Here is a 20,279-nt window from a genome sequence, read left to right as displayed (position 1 = left end):
TTATTTCTCTGGTAACCAGTTAACAAGTCGGTAGCCACTCGCTTTTAAGTGTTCAAGTTGCGCCTTATCACTAGCAGGCAGTGCGGTATAGTCGGTACTTAAACGGGCACGGCGCTCTGAACTCAGGGTGGTTTTTTCTAAAATTTTATGTTGCTCGGTTAATCTCAACATCGATTTTCGAAATGTTCGATAATCACGGTGAACCTGATCCATATATGTGGCTTTATTTTTATCTTGCGGATTTTCATACGGTTGAGAAAAAGCTTTGCTAAAGAAATCACGTAAACTCAACACATTTTTTGCATAACGCGGCCACTGCTCTGCTTTATCCAATTGAGTCGGGTCGGCTAACCCCATGCGCTGCAGCGCATTTTCAAAACGGCGCATACCACTTTGATTGGCTTTTTCGCCTCCTAGCCAGAGTAATATTTGGTTGATCGCCTTACGCTGATTTTCATTGCGGGTGGCCGCATTACTCCGCTCAAGAGAAGTATCTTTAAAAAGGGTAAACACCGGAATATCATTGTAATGGACCAATACCGACAATAACTTGGCTAACGTTTCTGCGGGCATATTGGCAATCCACTGTTGGTTTTCTCGTTGGTGCTCCTTCGAAAGTAAAAAGTTCGCCACAAAATAAGCGTTATCTTTATCACTGGCTTGCTTTTCCATATTGCTGATGATGTTAAAGGGTAACATCATCACTTGCCCAACCGTAAGACCAAAAGCCGCCGCCACGGTCAATATTGTGTTAAACGCAGCAAAGGTATTCACCTCACCCGATTCATCAAAAAATTCAAAACGTTGGAAGCCCGAATTTTGCATCACCGCGAGTAAAGCGGCGAAAAAATCGTTCGCAGCCGCTGGGTTAAGTTCGGTGGCAAACTTACCCCCAATCCCCAGCCCGGTACTGGCACCCAGCGCCGTGATAAAAATAAAGCGGCCATTTTGAAAAGTGCATTGCAACACACCTTCATAGCCAATGCCTAGGCTCATTTTAAAATCTTGGCTGACTTTAAACAGGTTTTGCGGTGGCGATTTTTGATCTTTTGTCCAATCGTATTTGCAGCTCAACATACCGCCCGCTTCGAGCCCAGCAAAGGCAGAGGCTTCCGCCTTAATACCAGCTCCAATCGCATTGTCATTGCTGCCGCGTGTCCCCAATGATGATACAGCGTAAGAGCTGTAATCCGCTCTATTAGGTACCGTCCCCTTGATACCAAGTGGCTTGACTTGTTGGGCTCCAAATCCTGCACGAGCTTCTTCGATATTGCCAATATTCAGCTCCGTCCCCAACTTAAGGCTGGCTCCTAATACGCCATAGACTTTGCCCTCAATCACTAAGACGGCCGTGCCTATGTTTTTGATTCGACGTTCGTTACTCTCTCTGACACGATACGGAATATCTAATGGTAAGGATCCCGAATTAGGGAATCGTATCGTGAAGCAGCGCTCAGCACTGGCTAATGAAAAACCAGCATTCAGATCGATTTTCACTAGCGTAGAGGAATCGGCTTTGATCAGTTCATGATCAACTTTTGCCTCAGCGCTGTAAACATAACGGGCAAACTGTACACCACCGCTGGTTTCGTAAGCAGTATTAATGCCAAACATTTCATTTTCAAAACGTTTTGTTTGCCAAGGAAATACAATGTCTTCAACGTTAGCCCAAGTTGCGGTTTGCTCAAACTTCAGACTTTTCAATACCGATTCACTGCCCAGTGCCTTTTTGAGTCCTGCCGTGATTTTGCCTTTCTCCCGTGCAGCTAATGTCGCTAGGTTTAACGAAATCACCGAAGTACATTTTTTATTTTCAGCCACATTGGAAGAAAGCACTGGGCTATCAGACAATATATAAAGCGCGGTCTTTGGATCGGAAGAGAGGGCACATTCCACTACGGTTCGCTGATTAATACCACTATTGGCAAAAATCTGGTTATTGAGGTTTTGAGGTTGCCAGTGAGTTTCGCGGACCAATACCGTACGGGATGAATCATCCATAACAGGAACATCGCCGATAAAGGTAATGTCTCTTTTCAAGTAATCCCAGCGGGGGGCTTTGACCTTTGCTAAGAGACTTTCACGACGTTGCTGCGCCGCTTCCGCGTAGCGCAATAAACTTTTAACATATTGAGCGTACTGCGCATTCTCCCCCAACCGCTCAGCAAAATTTTCTACTCGCAGCGCGACCTCTTGCAGTAAAAGCAAGTTCAGTACATAAACGCAATAATATCCCATTGCACTATCAATGGGCGTCTGCCGCTCAATGCTATTCAACAGCTTTTGTAAATCAGCAATACTGGCGCGCTGCTCTTTAATCGCAATCCTTACTTGCTCTACCTGCTCCCAGCCTTTAAAGAGTTGATCTTCCGTTAAGCACTGCTCTTTAAGTACCGTTCCGGTCTGATTAAGCTGGTATACCGCAGCATAAAAATCAGGATTCTGCAGTCGGTTATCACTCTTAGTACTAGTGAAAAAGGCGCTAGGGTTCCAATAGCCTATTTGACTCATTAGACGATTTAAAACCGTATGCGCAGTGCCTTGCCAATACTGATAACTTTCATACGCGGTTTTTAATGAGGGTATCGCGGTAGAAATGGTTAAATCTGCACTGTCGATATCGTCACATAACCCAAGCTTTTTACGTTCTTTTTTGATGGTTTCTAATGCTTTATAAATTTCAAGATCAACGTTTGAGGTGTAATAGGCATGCTTATCAGAAAATTGGTAATGTTTACCTTGCTCCTCAAGGCTCGTTTTGGCAGCAAAATCCATCGCCTCTTTTTCAAAGCGTTGAATGCTTTTTTCGAGCTGCTTTATCAGAGACTTCTGTAATTTTTTGAGTTGTGCAACTCGGTGATTCTCAGCTCCGGCAATCGCATCTTTAGTTAACATTATTTCTCCCATCATTCCTCCGATGGGAAGCCAGTTTGAACCTTGGGAACGTTGTTCAATATCACGTAATGCGTCTTCATATCGTTCTTCAATTTTTTGCTGACGTGAATTGATACTACTGAGCCCTATACGCTCATTGTCTAAAGGAAATTGCAGGACATCGTTTTGGTAACAGTAGGATAAGGCCATGTGTTCCAACAGCGCTTCTCGGTAATCCTTGGCTTTTTGCTCATCAATATGCTTTAAAAACGCTTCATGGGCGATGCTATTGAATTGATCCATCACCCCCAGTTTAGTGAGCTGTTTAAGAACGGTTTCTTTATCCCCTTGCAAAGCGGCCTTACAACGCTGGTTATCTTCAAGCACATATTTTTTGGCCTCTTCGGTAAGTAATATCAGCATCTGCTTTCTGGTATTCGGATGCTCAGGAACATATAAAGCATCGACAAATTGCGGAACACTGCATTCAGAGAGAGTAAGCCGATCATTGGATAAGATTTGCTTAGCCTCTCGCTCACCACTAGCCAAATCGTAGACTTCCGGTAAAACCAAAGTATTACCGTTGTAAATGAGATCAATATCTTTGATCTGTTGGGCATTCAACCGCTGTAAAGTCTTGATATCGGTATTGTAACGTTTGGCTAATACAGAGAGCGTATCTCCGGGTTGAATTATATGGGAGCTCATTGCAATAATTCCTCAATAAGTGCGCTAGGAAGTGAAAGCGGAGTTTGCTGGCTATTGAAACGGGTATGTTGAACGTTCTCCATCCCGTACTCCTGAGAAATAAGCGGTGATAAATAAGCCGAACGAGCAGCGCCTAAAACAGCATTAGTGACCGCCTCATCACCATATTTTACGATAACTGATAGAGTGTAAGGAGAATAAAAGCGCAGCAGAAATAAACGCCCATCCGCGCTTAGCGCGGTAATGTTATTCTGCAATGAGGTGACAATATCGTTGAGCTCTTGGTTATCAGAATATACGAATATCACGGCGCTCGTTGCCCAAGTTTGGTCATTTTCCCACAACTGCCACAAAGGATCATCTGGTGTCACTTTGACCCAGATGGGGCTGTTTTCCAATTGTGGTTGCCACTCCGTTCCCAAATAAAGAGGCCCCCACTCGTTATTGTCTTGTGTACAAATTTGTTTGGCATCGGTCACTCTAAGTGCATCAACCACAAGCAAATATTGGTTATCATCGCTCTTCATCAGACACACTCACAATTAGGTTTTGGACAACTGCCATCAGCCTTCTTTTGACATAGCTCTGTGATGGGTAAATCTAATGTAGCCAACGCTGGTAATAGGCTGGTCATTGATGCAGAAATTGGAGCAAGCAATATTTCATCCGGCGCACTTGACGCTGCCAGCCCCATAGGCAACGCCGCTACAACACCGCCATAACCCGAGCCGCTGCCTGCGCTGCCGCCGGAGTTAAGGTTGATCGCAGGCCCGACTAGGTGCACGCCGCCGCCATCCACTTTGATAAAACTACCCGCAGCTTTAATGGTGATCTCATTACCCGCATCTAACACCAACTTATTGCCTGCTTTAAGGTGCACTTCATTTCCTGAGTCAAAAACCGTTTTTTCACCGATTTTTTGGTGCAGTGAACCACCCACTTCAAGGCTACGATCTAACGCTATTTTCTGACGGCTTTCGCCCTCGACCGTTAGGTGTTGGTTATTTTTGATGTGGCTGAACTGGTCGTTATCCACTGTCAGGTGTTTATCGTGTTTGATGTGTGTGGTGGCATCATTAAGCACTAGTGCTTCATAGTCTTTTTGCGCGTGCAGGTAGATTTTCTCTTGCCCTGCTTGATCTTCAAAACTCAGCTCATTAAAGCCTTCACCTTGGTGGGTTTCACTACGCAGTGCGGTTTTGGTTTTGTTATCTGGCAGTGTGTAGGGCGCTTTATTGGTGGCGTGATAAGCGCGGCCCGTGACGATGGGTTGATCCGGATCACTATTTAAAAAATCGACAATCACTTCATGGCCAATTCTTGGGATAGCCATCATGCCATATTGGCTGCCAGCCCAACCTTGCGACACCCTCACCCAACATGAACTGTGTTCATTGCCGTTGGAATATCTGTCCCATGGGAAATGCAGTTTAACGCGGCCATACTCGTCGCAGAAGATCTCTTCGCCATCGGGGCCAACCACATGGGCGATGCATGGGCCATCCACTTGCGGCTTCGTGTGTGGTGTTGCGCGCCACGTTACATCGGCCGGGATCAAGGTAAATTGGTTACTGTAGGTCGTTGCACCACTACCGCCAGACTCTTCTAATGCTTGCGGCTGCCGGCCTTGATGGTTTACTTGCACCACAACCCAATCTCGGTTCGCGCTGTCGTCTAAATGCTCGACCAAATCAAACAGGGTTCCGGCTTGCAAACGCGCTTCATTGCTTTGGCCTTGTGCGGTACGCGCCTGCCTTCTTAAGTACTCTAAACGAATTTGGTTAAACGCTTTACCGCTCTCATCGTCTTTAAATCGGCCCGGGAAATCAAAATGTTCATAGTGGGTCTGCTGGTAATCCATCGCGGTGCCGAGTGCACTTTGCTTAAAACCATAAGTCGGTTTTTTAAAGCTGTAATCCGCCAATTGGCTTTCCGCCACTTGCGATTGCGTGTGGCTGATTAAGTTGGAAATGTAAGGCGTGTCAGCGATACCACCAGACAGCACATTGTAAGGGATCGGTGTATCGAGCTTCGTTAAGCTTTGGCTGTCGTCACTGAAAAAGAGGGTGTGTTTACCTTCTTCATGCAGGAGGTGATAGACCAAGCCCTCTTCGGCGGCTAAGCGGTGTAAAAAGTGGATATCGGTTTCACGGTACTGCACGCAGAATTCGCGCTGAACAGATTCTCGTTTGAGCGAGAAGGCATAGTCGTCAATGCCCATCTCTTGCAGCACAATGGAAAGAATTTCAGGTACGGTTTTAAGCTGGAAGATGCGGCTATTTTGGCGCAGCGACAAGCGCTCTAATGCAGGCACTAAAGTGAGTGAGTAAAAGGTGTGATGATGACCAATATCGCCTTTACTGAACTGGCGCACGATGCCATGCACGCGCTGCACCACGCTACCATTCCGGAAAACCGTTAGCTGAGCTGTTTTGTCGACGACGTCGGCTGCACTCAAAATAGATTGACGGCTTGCGAGCTCAATGTGGTAACGAAACCCATAACAAGGCTCGCCATTGGACAGCACACTCTCCGATAAGGATTCTTGTCCTTGGTATTCTCGCACCACAAATGCATCGTCGGCGAGCCCGTCAACCTTTAACGTAAAATTCAGCGTGGCCATCTTCCATCCTCTTTACACTAGAAACAGCAAAGCCTTAAGCAAGTCACACTCATTGAATGCACTTTGCTTAAGGCTAAAAAGGTGGCTGGCCGGATTGGCTTTGCTTACGCAACATCAGCCAGCCACCCAAATCAAAGCTTACGCTTCTACTGGTTTGCGCCAGTCATCTGAACCTGAAGTACCCGCGTTCACGTGATCCCACAGGATTTTACGGTAAGACATAGAAACCGTAACGTTTTGCGTGAAGTCGCCGTTCGCAGGATCTTGGCAGTGTGGCATTTCGCAGTGAATATCGACGATAGACGCGCTTTCAAGTTTAGTGGTGAAGAAGTTCTCTTGTTTACCTTCGATAGACGTGCGGTACCACTTTAGCTCAACCGATTTCATCTTCTCGCCAGACGCCAAGGCGTTATAAAGAAGAGGAACCGCTTTATTTAGCGCAACGGTGAATTTGAATGGTTTGTGAACACGTTGACCAGAAGGCTGACCTGATTGTGGGTCAGTCGGTACTGTCACAACGTGGTCAAACATTTGAACCAACATTTGATCTTCATGACCTTCAACGAAAGCATCGCCGATAGAGTCAGTAGAAAGAGCGCCTGCAGTGATGAGACCCTGAGTTTCGCCTTCGATAGAGATATAACATGGAGTTGGCATGACTTAATCCTTATTCAGTAAGAAAAAGCGATGGAAATTGCATCGCGTTATGTAATGTTTCTTAAAGCAAAGGGAATGCCAAAACAAAAACAGTTAAATTTCAAACAATTAGATTATAAGCTTTCATTTTCGAGCAAGAACTTGCTCGTCCGGGTAGAAACTTGCTCGTATCAAGCAAGTTTTCGCTGCGATTTCGCAATACGTCACTCTGTATCGCTTTTCTTAATCTAGCCACAATCTGCGGTAGATAACCTTAGCCACCTCAACTAGAATGCGGATTGAACACATTTTTACTTTGGTTGTATGCTCAAACTATCCAACACTATTGAACTGGCAGACTGGGAAATCGAACTTACTGCGATTCGTGCAGCCGGAAATGGCGGGCAAAACGTCAATAAAGTCTCCAGTGCGATCCACTTACGTTTTGACATCAGACGCTCAACGTTACCGGACATCTACAAACAAAAATTACTCGAAAGACCAGATTCCAGAATGACCAAAGAGGGCGTTATTGTCCTCAAAGCGCAATCTCACCGCACCCAAGAGCTGAATAAAGAAGATGCACTCAAACGTCTCAAAGAGATTATTCTTTCTGCGATGGTGATAGAAAAACCGCGCCGGGCAACCAAACCGACAAAAAGCTCTCAACGTCGGCGAGTTGACGAGAAAAAACGGATAGCGGCCAATAAATCATTGCGCGGTAAAGTCTCTTTTTAAATGAATGGATTGGCAGCAAGGCAAAACAAAGAAGAAAAGAAATAAGCAACCTCGCGCTAAAAACAGCAACGGGAGCACGAAGCTCCCGTTTATTCCAGATCAGCAAAACAAAGGTTCAATTGACATTTTTATATTTTGTACCGCCCTTATAAGCTAGCACCAAATAAGCAACACCAAAACAAAACCAGTTCATTTTGTGAGCAGAAAATGATTTATTGTTGCTAAAAAATCATTGTTGCATCAAAGATTCTAGTTCATCTCCAATTTGAGACGGATTTCATTAAACTGTAAAAAAAGAGCAATCAATTACTCACTTAAGCGCAGCCAGATTGTCATCTTCCCTCTTTAGCATAAGCACAAAGCATAAAATGCGAGGTTGCTATGCTCACGATAAGCCCTTTTAAATTACCGAGAAAAACGCCGTTTGGACTAGGCGAACACTTCACTGAGTGGGCGACAGGCCTAACTCGTTTAGATAAGTTTTATGCACAACGCCCACCCCATTGCGATACCGCAACATTTTTGCGTTTTACGTTAGAGGTATTGGGTATTGACTACCAAGTGGTGAAAGGATCATTAGCTCAAGTTCCCACTCAAGGCGCGACAGTCGTTGTTGCAAATCACCCACTTGGTTGTGTGGAAGGCGTTATTCTGGCTGAGATGCTGCTTTCAATTCGCTCAGACGTGCAGATATTAGCCAATCACTATTTAAAAACCGTACCAGAGTTAGATTCGCTGTTCATTGGTGTGGATGTTTTTGAAGACAAAGCCGCGCAAAAAGCGAATATGCAAGCCTTGAGAGCCGCCAATAAACACCTTGCTCAAGGAGGGCTGCTATTGATGTTTCCTGCGGGCGAAGTGTCACAACTGGTTGATAGTAAAACGCAGAAACTAGAAGACAAACAGTGGAGCCGTTCAGTCAGCCGACTGATACAAAAGCATCAAGCGACGGCATTACCAGTGTTCATCAACGGGCAAAATTCGAAACACTTTTACATGGCTGGAAAAATCCACCCGCTACTAAGAACGTTAATGTTGGGCCGTGAACTGCTCAATAAAAAGCATCAGCGTATCGAAATCGCCATTGGCGATGCGATCAATCATAAAGAAATCCAACATCTGTGTGATGAGACGCTGGTCAGCTATTTAAGGCTCAACACCTACCTTTTAAGTCACATCAACCCAACCAAGCGCAATAAAACCAATGATGAGCCGTTACAACCCATTGCACAGCGGCTCCCCCTAAGCGCTTTGTTACACGATATTGAGCAGCTTTCTTTTTCTGATCATCTATTAAGGCATAACGAATTCGATGTGTATTGTACCAGCGCAGAAAACATCCCCTCGTTACTGCACGAAATAGGACGAGTGCGAGAGCACAATTTCAGGCTGGTAGGTGAAGGCACTGGCACCGCGCTCGATATCGATCAATACGATCGCAACTACCTGCATCTATTCATTTGGGATCGCGAAGCGCAGAAATTGGTCGGAGCTTACCGTTTAGGCTTAGTCGACCGTATTGTGCCTATAAGCGGTATTGCAGGTTTGTACTCACGAACGCTGTTTCAGTATGACCACCGCTTTCTCAATACCATAGGCAACGCGATTGAAATGGGGCGTTCAGTCGTCGACATCGAGTATCAAAAAAGTATGGCTCCGCTATTGCTGCTTTGGAAGGGAATCGCAACCTATGTGCACCGAAACCCGCACTATACGCACCTATTTGGCCCCGTAAGTATCAGCAATGATTACAGTGAAAGTGCGCGCCGTTTATTAGCCGATACAATGACGCAGCACTACTACAATAACCAACACGCCCATTTGGTAGAGGCAAGTAACCCACTCCCCAAGCAACAAGCTCCTTGGAATGCCAGTTTGCTGAGTGCATTGGCTGATTTACAGCTGCTTTCAAAAGTGATTGCCCGGTTGGATGAAGGGAAAAGCGTACCGGTGCTACTGCGTCAATACCTCGGTTTAAATGGCAAGTTAGTCAGTTTTAACGTAGACCCTGATTTTAATGATTCGTTAGATGGCTTGATTGTGGTCGATTTACGCAACGTTCCGGTGCGCAGCTTAAGCCGCTACATGGGCACTAAGGAAGCATACGAATACCTCACCCATCATACGCTTTAACTCTGTTGTTCGGGTTGTTTATACCTCCTCTTTTTAAGGGGAGGTATCCCTATAACACACTCCCCCAACCTAGCACTCCTTTTGAAGAAAACAGAGCTGAGTTTCGCATGTTGGATAGCACTATCAGGGGCGCTTTCAAATTAAAAATGGCTTACTCCCAACGCTCACAAAACTGATTCCCTCCCCTTCAAGGGGAGGGTTAGGGTGGGGTGAACACCCCCTCCTAGCCTCCCCCTAAAAGAGGGAGGAACAAAAGCGTTATGAGCTTCTACTTTGAAGCATTAAGTGGCAGAAGCGGGTTTGTGCTGAATCGCTTGTTTACATCACTTGAGCTAAGTGTTTGAGCAAAGAAAAACGATGATACTTTATTCTACTCACACAACAATATGCGCTCTAACCACCTTGTATCACTCAACCGTTACGGCTTTGGCCAGGTTACGAGGTTGGTCGACATCCGTACCTTTGATTAAAGCAACATAATAAGAAAGAAGCTGCATTGGAATGGTGTAGTAGATCGGCGCGGTAATTTCACTCACGTGTGGCATGGTGATGATTTTCATTGTTTCATCAGCCGCAAAGCCAGCGTCTTGATCGGCAAACACATACAGCAAACCGCCACGAGCACGTACTTCTTCAATGTTAGATTTTAGCTTCTCTAACAGCTCGTTATTTGGCGCAACCACGACAACGGGCATATCAGCATCAATCAGTGCTAATGGGCCGTGCTTTAATTCGCCTGCCGCGTATGCTTCAGCATGAATGTAAGAGATTTCCTTTAGCTTTAATGACGCTTCAAGCGCGATAGGATAAAACTCACCACGGCCCAAGAATAGAGTGTGGTGTTTATCTGCGAAATCTTCAGCCAGTGCTTCAATCTGCTTTTCATAGGCAAGGGCTGCATTAATTTGTGCAGGCAGTGCATGCAGAGCTTCAACAATTTCCGCCTCTTTTTCTTTATTAATGCACTGCTTTTGTTTACCAAGAGCGGTCACTAACATTAGCAAGGTTGCAAGCTGAGTAGTGAAGGCTTTGGTTGACGCCACACCAATCTCTGTTCCAGCGCGAGTCATGAATGCAAAGTCAGATTCACGAACCAGCGAAGAACCCGCTACGTTACAAATAGTCATCGCGGCCATGTAACCTTTTTCTTTCGCCAAGCGCAAAGCGGCTAAGGTATCTGCCGTTTCACCGGATTGAGAAAGCGTGATCAACAAGCTATTTGGACGAGTCACAAATTTGCGATAGCGAAATTCAGAGGCAATTTCCACATCGCAACTCACGCCTGCCAATGCTTCAAACCAATAACGCGCTGTCATGCCTGCGTTGTACGACGTTCCGCAAGCGACGATTTGTACATGTTCCACTTGGCTAAGAATTTCGGCAGCGTTCACGCCAATGCTTTCTGTCACTACGCTGTCTTTGGTGATGCGGCCTTCCATGGTGTTAATCAATGCCGTTGGCTGTTCAAAGATCTCTTTTTGCATGAAATGACGATATTTACCTTTATCGCCAGCGTCGTGCTCTGCGTTAGATTCGCTAATTTCACGCGTCACCTGTTCGCCGTTTGCAGCAAAAACCGTCACATCGCGGCGCGTAACTTCCGCAACATCACCCTCTTCAAGATACATAAAGCGGCGTGTAACATTCAGCAAAGCTAATTGGTCTGAAGCTAAGAAATTCTCACCGACACCAAAACCGATCACGATCGGGCTACCAGAGCGAGCAACCACAACACGGCTTGGATCTTTGCGATCAAGTACCACAGTACCGTAAGCACCCTCGAGTTGTTTAACCGTTTTTTGCACCGCTTCAAGCAGTGAACTGGCCGTGCGCAGTTCCCACTCAACAAGGTGAGCAATCACTTCGGTATCGGTTTGCGATTCAAAAAGGTAGCCGCGTTCACGCAGAACGTCACGTAGCGTTTCATGGTTTTCGATAATGCCGTTATGCACAACCGCAATATCGCCCGACATGTGTGGGTGAGCATTAATTTCGGAAGGTTCACCGTGTGTCGCCCAGCGTGTGTGCGCAATGCCAGTGCCTCCGGCAACATGTTGTTTTTCGACTGCATCGGCTAGCTCTTGCACTTTGCCTAAACGACGAACGCGCGTTAATTGACTCGCACTATCCACCACAGCAACACCGGCTGAATCATAGCCGCGGTATTCCAAGCGGCGTAGTCCTTCCACTAAAATTTCAGCCACATCTCGTTGTGCTACTGCACCGACGATTCCACACATAAGGTTTTTACTCCATTTTAGATTTATGCTTCATCCCTAAAGCCGCAAGCGAAGGCCTTTATTTAGGAATGGTTGAATAGGGGTTAATTAAGCTCGGATCACTCGCACTTGGTGCGATTCAATCAATGCGGCATCTTGAACGGTTAGATCGTTATCGGTCACTAACACGTCGATATGCTCCCAAGCGAGCTCAAGGTTGGGAATTTTTCGGCCGACTTTGTCTGATTCGATCATCACGATCACTTCTCGTGAGACTTCGGCCATCACTTTGCTCAGGCCAATCAGTTCATTGAAGGTGGTGGTGCCACGTTCAAGATCAATACCGTCAGCGCCAATAAACAGTTGGTCAAAATCGTAAGAACGCAGTACCGATTCAGCCACTTTGCCCTGAAAGGACTCGGAATGGGTATCCCAAGTACCGCCCGTCATTAATAGTGTCGGTTCACTTTCTAGTTCATTAAGGGCATTCGCTACGTGCAATGAGTTGGTCATCACCACCAAACCGCGTTTATCATTCAGTTGCTGAATTAATGCTGCCGTAGTACTACCACAGTCAATAACGATGCGATTGTGGTCTCGAATTAACTTAGCCGCCGCTTTAGCCAGCTTTATCTTTCGATTCGAAACTTTAGGATTAAACTCATCATTGACCACCTCTTTAGGCAGTGCAATCGCACCACCGTAACGGCGTAAGAGTTGACCGTTTTTCTCTAAAGAGGCCAAATCCTTTCTAATCGTCACCTCTGAGGTTTCAAACTGAGCAGAGAGTGCATCAACACTGACCTCACCCTGTTCATTCACAAGGTTAGCGATGGTGTGTCTTCTCAGTTGTGTATTTCGTTTCGACATTTATATTTTTCTTAAAGATTACGAATCGAAAGCAATATTAATCGAATCGAAACTTTATTGTCTATTTATTTCGATCTAAAAAATTAATAATTCACGCTAAAACCTTGTCCTAAGACAATTCTTAGGCAGTGATATTGAACTCATTAGGTGGTAGAATTCGCGCCGAAAAGAAAAAAAATTACAGAATTGACTGTTATTCTTTTGCAACTTAACCGATTTAAACTCAATAAGTGGCAAAATAACGCTATAAAATAGACAATGCTTGGTCATAAAATGACTAAACTGTTGAAAGACTTTCAGCTCTAATGTCACAAAATCACATTAATATTGTTGGGTAATAGATAAGAAAAATTGCCGCTTGTGATGACGCTAGAACACTCAACCAACTTCAAATTGTAATCATATTTACCGGAGAGAACCTTCCATGAAAAAGACCAAAATCGTATGTACGATTGGCCCTAAAACTGAATCTGTAGAGAAGCTTACTGAGCTAGTGAATGCTGGCATGAACGTTATGCGTTTGAACTTCTCTCACGGTGACTTCGTAGAACACGGCACTCGTATTGCGAACTTCCGTAAAGTAATGGAAAACACTGGTAAACAGCTTGCGATCCTTTTAGACACTAAAGGTCCTGAAATCCGTACCATCAAACTAGAAAATGGTGATGACGTTGATCTCGTGGCTGGCCAGGATTTCACTTTCACTACTGATGCAACCGTTGTAGGTAACAAAGATAAAGTTGCCGTGACTTACTTAGGTTTTGCTAAAGACCTTACTGTAGGTAACAAAATTTTGGTTGATGACGGCCTGATTGAAATGGAAGTGATTGCAACCACAGAAACTGAAGTGAAATGTAAAGTGCTGAACAACGGCGCGCTAGGTGAAAACAAAGGTGTTAACCTTCCTAACGTTTCAGTGAACCTTCCAGCTCTTTCTGAAAAAGATAAAGCAGACCTTAAATTTGGTTGTGAGCAAGGCGTTGATTTTGTTGCGGCTTCTTTCATTCGTAAAGCTGACGACGTACGTGAAATCCGCGAACTGCTAACAGCAAACGGCGGCGCAGATATCCAAATCATCTCTAAAATTGAAAACCAAGAAGGCGTTGATAACTTCGACGAAATTCTTGAGCTTTCTGACGGTATCATGGTTGCTCGTGGCGACCTAGGTGTTGAGATCCCTGCTGAAGAAGTTATCTTTGCACAGAAGATGATGATCGAAAAATGTAACCGCGCACGTAAAGTGGTTATCACAGCAACTCAAATGCTTGATTCAATGATCAAGAACCCACGTCCAACTCGCGCAGAAGCTGGCGACGTAGCCAACGCGGTAATGGATGGTACAGATGCAGTGATGCTTTCTGGCGAAACAGCAAAAGGTAAATACCCTGTTGAAGCGGTCACTATCATGGCGCAAATCTGTGCTCGTACAGACCGCGTTCTACAAGCTGAGTTGGGTTCTCGTTTAGACAGCCCACGCCTACGCATTACTGAAGCCGTATGTAAAGGTGCGGTAGATACTGCTGAGAAATTGGCGGCTCCACTTATCGTGGTCGCAACTGAAGCGGGTAAATCAGCTCGTTCAGTGCGTAAGTACTTCCCAACTGCGAACATCATTGCCGTAACCACTAACAAGAAAACGGCGGCTCAACTCGTTCTAACTAAAGGTGTAACACCGGTTGTTGTTGATACTATCGACAGCACTGATGCGTTCTACATCAATGGTAAAGAGATTGCACTGGCTTCTGGTCTAGGCAAGAAGGGGGACATCGTAGTGATGGTTTCTGGTGCACTTGTCGCTTCAGGTACAACCAACACAGCTTCTGTTCACGTTCTATAATAGAAACGTAAGCTAGAAATAAAAAAATCGGGGCAAGCCCCGATTTTTTTATTTCCGCTATTTACGCTTTACTTACCAAGCCCATCACTCTTTGTAGTATGCCTTAAGCAAGATCATCACTACTTTTACACAGTGAAACTCGATTTCGTCCTAAGGTTTTGGCCTCATATAAAGCAATGTCAGCGCATTTATACGAGCGTTTACCATCTGCGGTTAAGTCAGTAAAGCCAGCGCTGATAGTCACGGTGAGGCTTTGCTCTACCGCTACTCGTAATCGGTCTAGGACAGTCTCGGCTTCTTCTACAGAAGTATGCGGCATAATAATCGCAAACTCTTCACCGCCAATACGTGCCAGAAAATCCGTGGTACGCAATGTTTGGCTCAAAATTTCACCAACTTTAATAATGACGCGATCACCTTCATCATGTCCTTGTTCATCATTCACTCGTTTAAAGTAATCAATATCAATTAAGACGAGACAAACATGATGGCTTTCGGGATAACGTTGAATGATGTGCGTATGATGCTGCAATTCTGCTTCAAATTTACGCCGATTCCATAGCTGAGTTAACGCATCTTTTTCACTCAATTCTCGCAATCGGTTTTCTAAGACTTTGTACTGAGTAATATCGACTAAAGAGGTGATGTAATAACTGACTTTAGTCGCCTCTTTAATCGCTTGAATTCTCATGATGGCGGTTAGCGTCTCACCTTGTGTATTGACCATTTCTACTTCACCTTCCCAGAAATGTTGCTGCGATACCTCTTCAAGCACCTCGAGCATAAACTCCATACCATTTGGACTGAGCAGTAACTTTAATGCGTTACTGCCTTTTATCTCGTCAATAGTCAGACCGGTAATCTTTTCAAATTCGCCATTAACCATCATCACTTTGTGCTTTCTGTCTGAGATCATCACTGCAGACATACCATTCAAGGCCGCTCTTGCCAATTTGCTTTCAATACTTCGATGATGGTAATGCAACGCCATGGAAACCATGGGAAGCGCAAAAATGAGTATAACGAAGAAGACAAAAAAAGCTTCTTTGATTAAATCGTTGACGTCACGCTTCGCTCGATGATCTAATTGCTCATCGGTGAGTTGAATCATCAAAAAAACAGGTTTCAATGAAGCAAATTTAAGGGTTTTATAAACCGTAACCTTGCCATTTTCGAATACATAGCCAGAAGGAGTTGTCTGCATCTGCTGCCAAGTTTTCGGTAGCAGAAGTGCAAGATTCTCGTATTGATTGGACGGTAATAAGTCTCCAAATAATTTGGTTTTATCGTTGGAAGACCAATAGAAACCTGAATCGCCGATCAGCTCAGGAGTTAATTGTGGATCACGGACATGATTTAAACGCGAAGATTGTGACCAAATATCAACATCGAGGACTAAATAGCCTTTTCGCTCCCCTAATACGGTAACTGGCGTAATCACACATAGCATCGGCTGTATAGCCGCAGCACTTCGAGCACTAGCCAATGCAATGCCCCAAACCCCCACTTCTCCCTCTGACAGGTTTTCTGCAAAGGCAACATAACCATGATGTGACAGGTCTTGAAGATTTTTTGCACTAGAGGCTAAATGGTTGTCCGCAGAATAATCAATACGGAGTCGCTCATGCCCAAATAAATCCAAAAGTGTAATCGAACTATACCATGTTTGCTTTTCAGCAACCGAAGACCATATATTTTCAAGATGCTGCTGATTTATCTCTGAAGGAGAAAAAATAAATTCATACAAACTTTGGCTTCGACTAAGCAAATCAATAATGGAACCGACCTGAGCTTTCAACCCCCGATACTGTCGCTCACTTTCATTGAGTTGATCAAACGCCTCCGCTACCGTGTTTTGCGTTGCGTTGTCTTTCACTTCTTGGTAGCGCTGATAGTAATACCCAGTCACTATTGCGCTGAATAAGAAACAAATGATGAGAAGGATGCTGATTATTTTTGTGTATCTCATGACTTGTCTAAATATTAACCCTAAATAGTGATGAGCGGATTATAGCATCTTAAAAAATAGACAAAACAAAAAGCTACCGATTAATAATACAATCAATTTATGGAAGTAAAGGCTCGTTTTTATCCATTTTAAATTAACCAATCAATCAGTAGCTTAGGTAAGGGCTTAGTTGTTTAATTGGTAGACTACGTCCACCCTATCGCGAATAATAAGCGTCGAGTCTTGGTAACTATTAGATTCAGATTTTGCATCCATTGCCATAGCACGCATCATAATCGGCTGCACGCTGGGTGAGTTGTAGTCTATCTGCCACACATCACCTAATTTCAACTTAAATCCTTCCGCCAATGATAGTGCTTTGGTATTCGCATCTTGAATCGCCGCTAGCCGAGCTTGTTGCTGGTATTGATCTTGATTCCGAACTTTAAGTTGAATATTGTCGACTTGGTTAATGCCCTCACCGAGCGCTACATCAAGGTATTGATTAAGCTGGCTTAAATCTTCAACCTCAACCGTGACACTTCTTGTTGCTTGATAACCCACTAACTCAGGCTTACCGGACTTAGGGTAGTGATATTGAGGGGCAAGGTAGAGATTTGAACTCGATATTTGTTGGGAAGTCACACCGGATTCTTTCAAACGCGCCACAAATGCTTCTACCACTTTGTCGACCGCTCTTTTTGCCTGCTCCGCCGTCAGCGTCGATTCAACCACTTTAACTGAAAACTCAGCCATATCAGGTGCCGCAACGACTTCACCATAACCTGTCGTTGAAAGATGAGGAAAATTCATTTCCTGCGCCATAGAACCAAAACTGAGCAATCCAGATAATAGCGTTACACTTGTCATTAATTTCATGGGAGTTACCTTACTCAAATGGGTGAATACATCATAGGCGATACTCTACATAAGCACAGTTAATAGCTTATGAAATGACACAACTTTGACGTTGAACTTTTGTCATTGCGGCAACACTTGGCGAGCATATTGAACGATGGCCTGAGAAATTTCCTGTAATATTCCCGTTTCTAACTGCCAATGATGCCAATAAATACGGTTGGTTAAAATGAACCCTGGTGTAATGTCGGTAAGCGTGCCTATTTCGAGCTCTTGTGCTATCTGTAAGCGAGGGATCAAACAATACGCCGCACCGGATAGGGCTAATTTAACAAAAGCTTCTGAACTACCCACGGTATGGTTTATGACGGCATCTCTTGGCACATTGAAGTGATCATGCAAATATTTTTTATGCAGATCATCATACTGATCATACGATACCGCTGGTGCTTTTTTTAAAGTATGAAAGTTCACACCTTGAGAGAAATAACGCTGATAAAACTCCGGGCTGGCAACACACACATAGTCCATTCGGCCTAAGTAGTCAGCATGACAACCAGGAATGGCTTGCGATTCTAAGCTTATTGCGCCAGCTACTTCGCCATTTTTAATTTTTTCGATCGTACGTGACTCACCGAAAACCGTCAGGTTCAACTCAACTTGCCGCGTTTTCATCGTATTCGATAACGCAGGAAGTAACCAAGTAGCCAAACTGTCCGCATTAGTGGCAATAGCTATTGAAACAGGCCGCGTATTCTCCTCATTCATCAATTCAGGCACCAGTTCATTTTCAAGCAAACACACCCTACGATACAGCCCTAGCAATTTTTTTCCCACCAGCGTTGGCCTTGGTGGCTGCTCTCGAATCAGGACCGGTTGGGCGATAAATCTCTCTAATTGCTTGATTCTTTGAGAAATAGCCGATTGTGAAATATAGAGATTTTCAGCGGCTCGTTCAAAGCTTCCTTGTTGCAGTACCGCATCTAATGCCTCAATCCATTTGTAATCTAGCCCTCTCATCCAAGGCTCCTTTTTATAATTATTAGTATTACTAATATAATATTAAAATCATTAATTATACTTATTTTTATACTCTCGCTATTGTGCGCTCACTGTATTGAATTATTACGACGAGGTGAGCTGTGAATGTGTGGATTTTGCTACAAGGTTTTGGATTAGGTGCAACGATGATTATTCCTATTGGTGCACAAAATGCCTATGTGCTAAACCAAGGAATTAAGCGCAATCACCACTTAACAACGGCGACCATCTGTAGTCTACTGGATGTGATTTTTATTTCTCTGGGTATATTTGGTGGCGGTGCCCTACTCTCAAGTAACGAAATCTTACTGACCTCGGTTACCTTAGGCGGTGTTGCTTTTCTCTCATTTTATGGATTTATTTCTTTAAGGAATGCCTTCACTTCAACAAGCACTAATGAATCGGATGGCGAAGTGATCGCACGTGGTAAACGAACGGTTATTTTGGGCGCGTTAGCCGTTACTGTGCTTAACCCACATTTATACTTAGATACGGTTGTGATTTTGGGATCGATTGGTGGTCAGTTTGAAGGCCATGATCGCATCGCGTTTGCTCTAGGAACCATGATGGCCTCTTTTGTATGGTTTTATTCTTTATCAATTGGTGCTGCGAAACTGGGGCCGACGCTCTCAAAGCCTAACGTGAAGAAAGGAATAGACATGGCCGTGGCTGCAATGATGTTTAGCATCGCCTTTATCCTTGCAAAAGGGCTGGCAATTCAATATCTGGTGTAAGTGTATAACCAACAAAAAGAAAGGGCATGAACTGAATAATCATTTCATGCCCTTTTCACTTGATTGAAAATGAATTAATTCATTTTATTCAGATGAACATCCATTTGTGGGAATGGGATCTCAATACCTTCTTTATCTAACTCTTCTTTGATGGCTTGTAACAAATCAAAATAAACAGCCCAATACTCTGTCGTTTTCACCCAAGGACGAACCACAAAATTGACTGAAGAATCGGCCAAGGCCATTACACCGATAGTCGGTGCAGGATCTTTCAACAAACGAGGCTCTGCCGCGACTACTTTAGCCAGCACTTCCTTGGTTTTTTGCAGATTGGACTTATAAGAAACACCAATCACCAAATCAATACGACGAGTGTCATGGCGTGAATAGTTAACAATTGGGCCACTGATGATCGAACCATTAGGCACAATCACCATTTTATTGTCAGGCGTGCGCAGTACTGTTGAAAAAATTTGAATCGATTCAACCGATCCAGCAGTACCACTCACTTCCACGTAATCACCGGATTTAAATGGGCGGAATGCCACAATCAAAACGCCCGCAGCAAAGTTTGATAGGGAGCCTTGTAGCGCTAAACCAACCGCCAAACCAGCCGCACCGATAATGGCCACAACAGAAGCGGTTTGCACACCAATGCGACCTAAAGCGGCAATTAATACCACCACAAATAGCGTATAACGGACTAGACCATGAACAAACTCAACAACTGCTTTGTCCATGTCTTTCTTTTTCAGAGCCTTGGCAACACTTCCAGCCACAGCTTTAACAACAATGTTACCGATAAATAGGATCAGAATAGCGGAAATAATATTGACGCCGTATTGTATCAAAAGATCTGAATTATTGGTCAGCCAAGTATTGGCTTGCGCTAAACCATCGACTAATGGAGCTTCGATGCCCATTGATTCACCTGACATATTGCATTTCCTCTTTATAAAATCATTTTGAATGTTGTTACCACTGAACATCAAAGACAAAAAACGACTGACAGCAGAGTGTCAGTTTTTTGGCACAATATCTCACTTTGGTTATGTTGCAA

At 44.4% G+C, this 20,279-nt stretch carries 14 protein-coding genes; 4 read left to right on the top strand and 10 right to left on the bottom strand.

What is annotated here, in order from left to right:
* From EXZ60_RS13035 to EXZ60_RS13020, 4 genes are all read right to left on the bottom strand, one after another.
* On the bottom strand, positions 1–3,582 hold the full coding sequence (locus EXZ60_RS13035) for a LysM domain-containing protein (protein WP_277435810.1): 3,582 nt from the start codon (positions 3,580–3,582) through the stop codon (positions 1–3).
* Entirely contained in the window at positions 3,579–4,109 is a 531-nt protein-coding gene (locus EXZ60_RS13030) for a DUF4123 domain-containing protein (RefSeq protein WP_010318201.1), read from the bottom strand. Before EXZ60_RS13030 ends, EXZ60_RS13035 begins: the two co-directional genes overlap by 4 nt.
* Positions 4,109–6,205, bottom strand: coding sequence for a type VI secretion system tip protein VgrG (locus EXZ60_RS13025; protein ID WP_277435809.1), 2,097 nt, complete (start codon positions 6,203–6,205; stop codon positions 4,109–4,111). Before EXZ60_RS13025 ends, EXZ60_RS13030 begins: the two co-directional genes overlap by 1 nt.
* Before the next feature lie 138 nt (positions 6,206–6,343).
* The gene (locus tag EXZ60_RS13020) at positions 6,344–6,862 is read right to left on the bottom strand and encodes an Hcp family type VI secretion system effector (RefSeq protein WP_013857791.1); all 519 of its coding nucleotides are present in this window, start codon (positions 6,860–6,862) and stop codon (positions 6,344–6,346) included.
* Between the two features lie 303 nt (positions 6,863–7,165).
* Between EXZ60_RS13020 and arfB the strand changes: the two genes are divergently transcribed.
* Complete coding sequence (arfB, locus tag EXZ60_RS13015) at positions 7,166–7,579, top strand: alternative ribosome rescue aminoacyl-tRNA hydrolase ArfB (RefSeq protein ID WP_017043428.1); 414 nt, start codon at positions 7,166–7,168, stop codon at positions 7,577–7,579.
* A gap of 381 nt (positions 7,580–7,960) precedes the next feature.
* Positions 7,961–9,712: a GNAT family N-acyltransferase gene (locus tag EXZ60_RS13010; protein ID WP_277435808.1), complete on the top strand. Its 1,752-nt coding sequence runs from the start codon at positions 7,961–7,963 to the stop codon at positions 9,710–9,712.
* Between the two features lie 407 nt (positions 9,713–10,119).
* On the opposite strand, the gene glmS is transcribed toward EXZ60_RS13010, so the two are convergent.
* Positions 10,120–11,952: a glutamine--fructose-6-phosphate transaminase (isomerizing) gene (gene glmS, locus EXZ60_RS13005; protein WP_017045440.1), complete on the bottom strand. Its 1,833-nt coding sequence runs from the start codon at positions 11,950–11,952 to the stop codon at positions 10,120–10,122.
* An 87-nt stretch (positions 11,953–12,039) separates the two neighbouring features.
* The gene (locus EXZ60_RS13000; RefSeq protein ID WP_013857797.1) at positions 12,040–12,801 is read right to left on the bottom strand and encodes a DeoR family transcriptional regulator; all 762 of its coding nucleotides are present in this window, start codon (positions 12,799–12,801) and stop codon (positions 12,040–12,042) included.
* A 424-nt stretch (positions 12,802–13,225) separates the two neighbouring features.
* Here EXZ60_RS13000 and pykF point away from each other — a divergent pair, with 424 nt between their 5' ends.
* Entirely contained in the window at positions 13,226–14,638 is a 1,413-nt protein-coding gene (pykF, locus tag EXZ60_RS12995) for a pyruvate kinase PykF (protein WP_026027602.1), read from the top strand.
* Positions 14,639–14,741: 103 nt separating this feature from the next.
* On the opposite strand, the gene EXZ60_RS12990 is transcribed toward pykF, so the two are convergent.
* The 3 genes from EXZ60_RS12990 to EXZ60_RS12980 form a co-directional block, all read right to left on the bottom strand.
* Entirely contained in the window at positions 14,742–16,607 is a 1,866-nt protein-coding gene (locus tag EXZ60_RS12990; RefSeq protein ID WP_019282286.1) for a sensor domain-containing diguanylate cyclase, read from the bottom strand.
* A 165-nt stretch (positions 16,608–16,772) separates the two neighbouring features.
* Positions 16,773–17,465 (bottom strand): oxidative stress defense protein, encoded by a 693-nt coding sequence (locus EXZ60_RS12985; protein WP_038169970.1) that lies wholly within the window; start codon positions 17,463–17,465, stop codon positions 16,773–16,775.
* A 102-nt stretch (positions 17,466–17,567) separates the two neighbouring features.
* On the bottom strand, positions 17,568–18,464 hold the full coding sequence (locus tag EXZ60_RS12980) for a LysR family transcriptional regulator ArgP (protein ID WP_017045436.1): 897 nt from the start codon (positions 18,462–18,464) through the stop codon (positions 17,568–17,570).
* A 122-nt stretch (positions 18,465–18,586) separates the two neighbouring features.
* Between EXZ60_RS12980 and EXZ60_RS12975 the strand changes: the two genes are divergently transcribed.
* Positions 18,587–19,219 (top strand): LysE/ArgO family amino acid transporter, encoded by a 633-nt coding sequence (locus EXZ60_RS12975; protein WP_277435807.1) that lies wholly within the window; start codon positions 18,587–18,589, stop codon positions 19,217–19,219.
* A 74-nt stretch (positions 19,220–19,293) separates the two neighbouring features.
* Here EXZ60_RS12975 and mscS read toward each other — a convergent pair whose 3' ends face one another.
* Positions 19,294–20,157, bottom strand: coding sequence for a small-conductance mechanosensitive channel MscS (gene mscS, locus EXZ60_RS12970; RefSeq protein ID WP_094128468.1), 864 nt, complete (start codon positions 20,155–20,157; stop codon positions 19,294–19,296).
* Positions 20,158–20,279 lie beyond the last annotated feature (122 nt).

Source organism: Vibrio sp. 1151_11 (genome assembly GCF_029478525.1).
In the GTDB taxonomy this organism is placed as follows: domain Bacteria; phylum Pseudomonadota; class Gammaproteobacteria; order Enterobacterales; family Vibrionaceae; genus Vibrio; species Vibrio anguillarum.
Note: the sequence above shows the minus strand (reverse complement) of the source record. Positions and strands in the feature narration are given on the sequence as shown.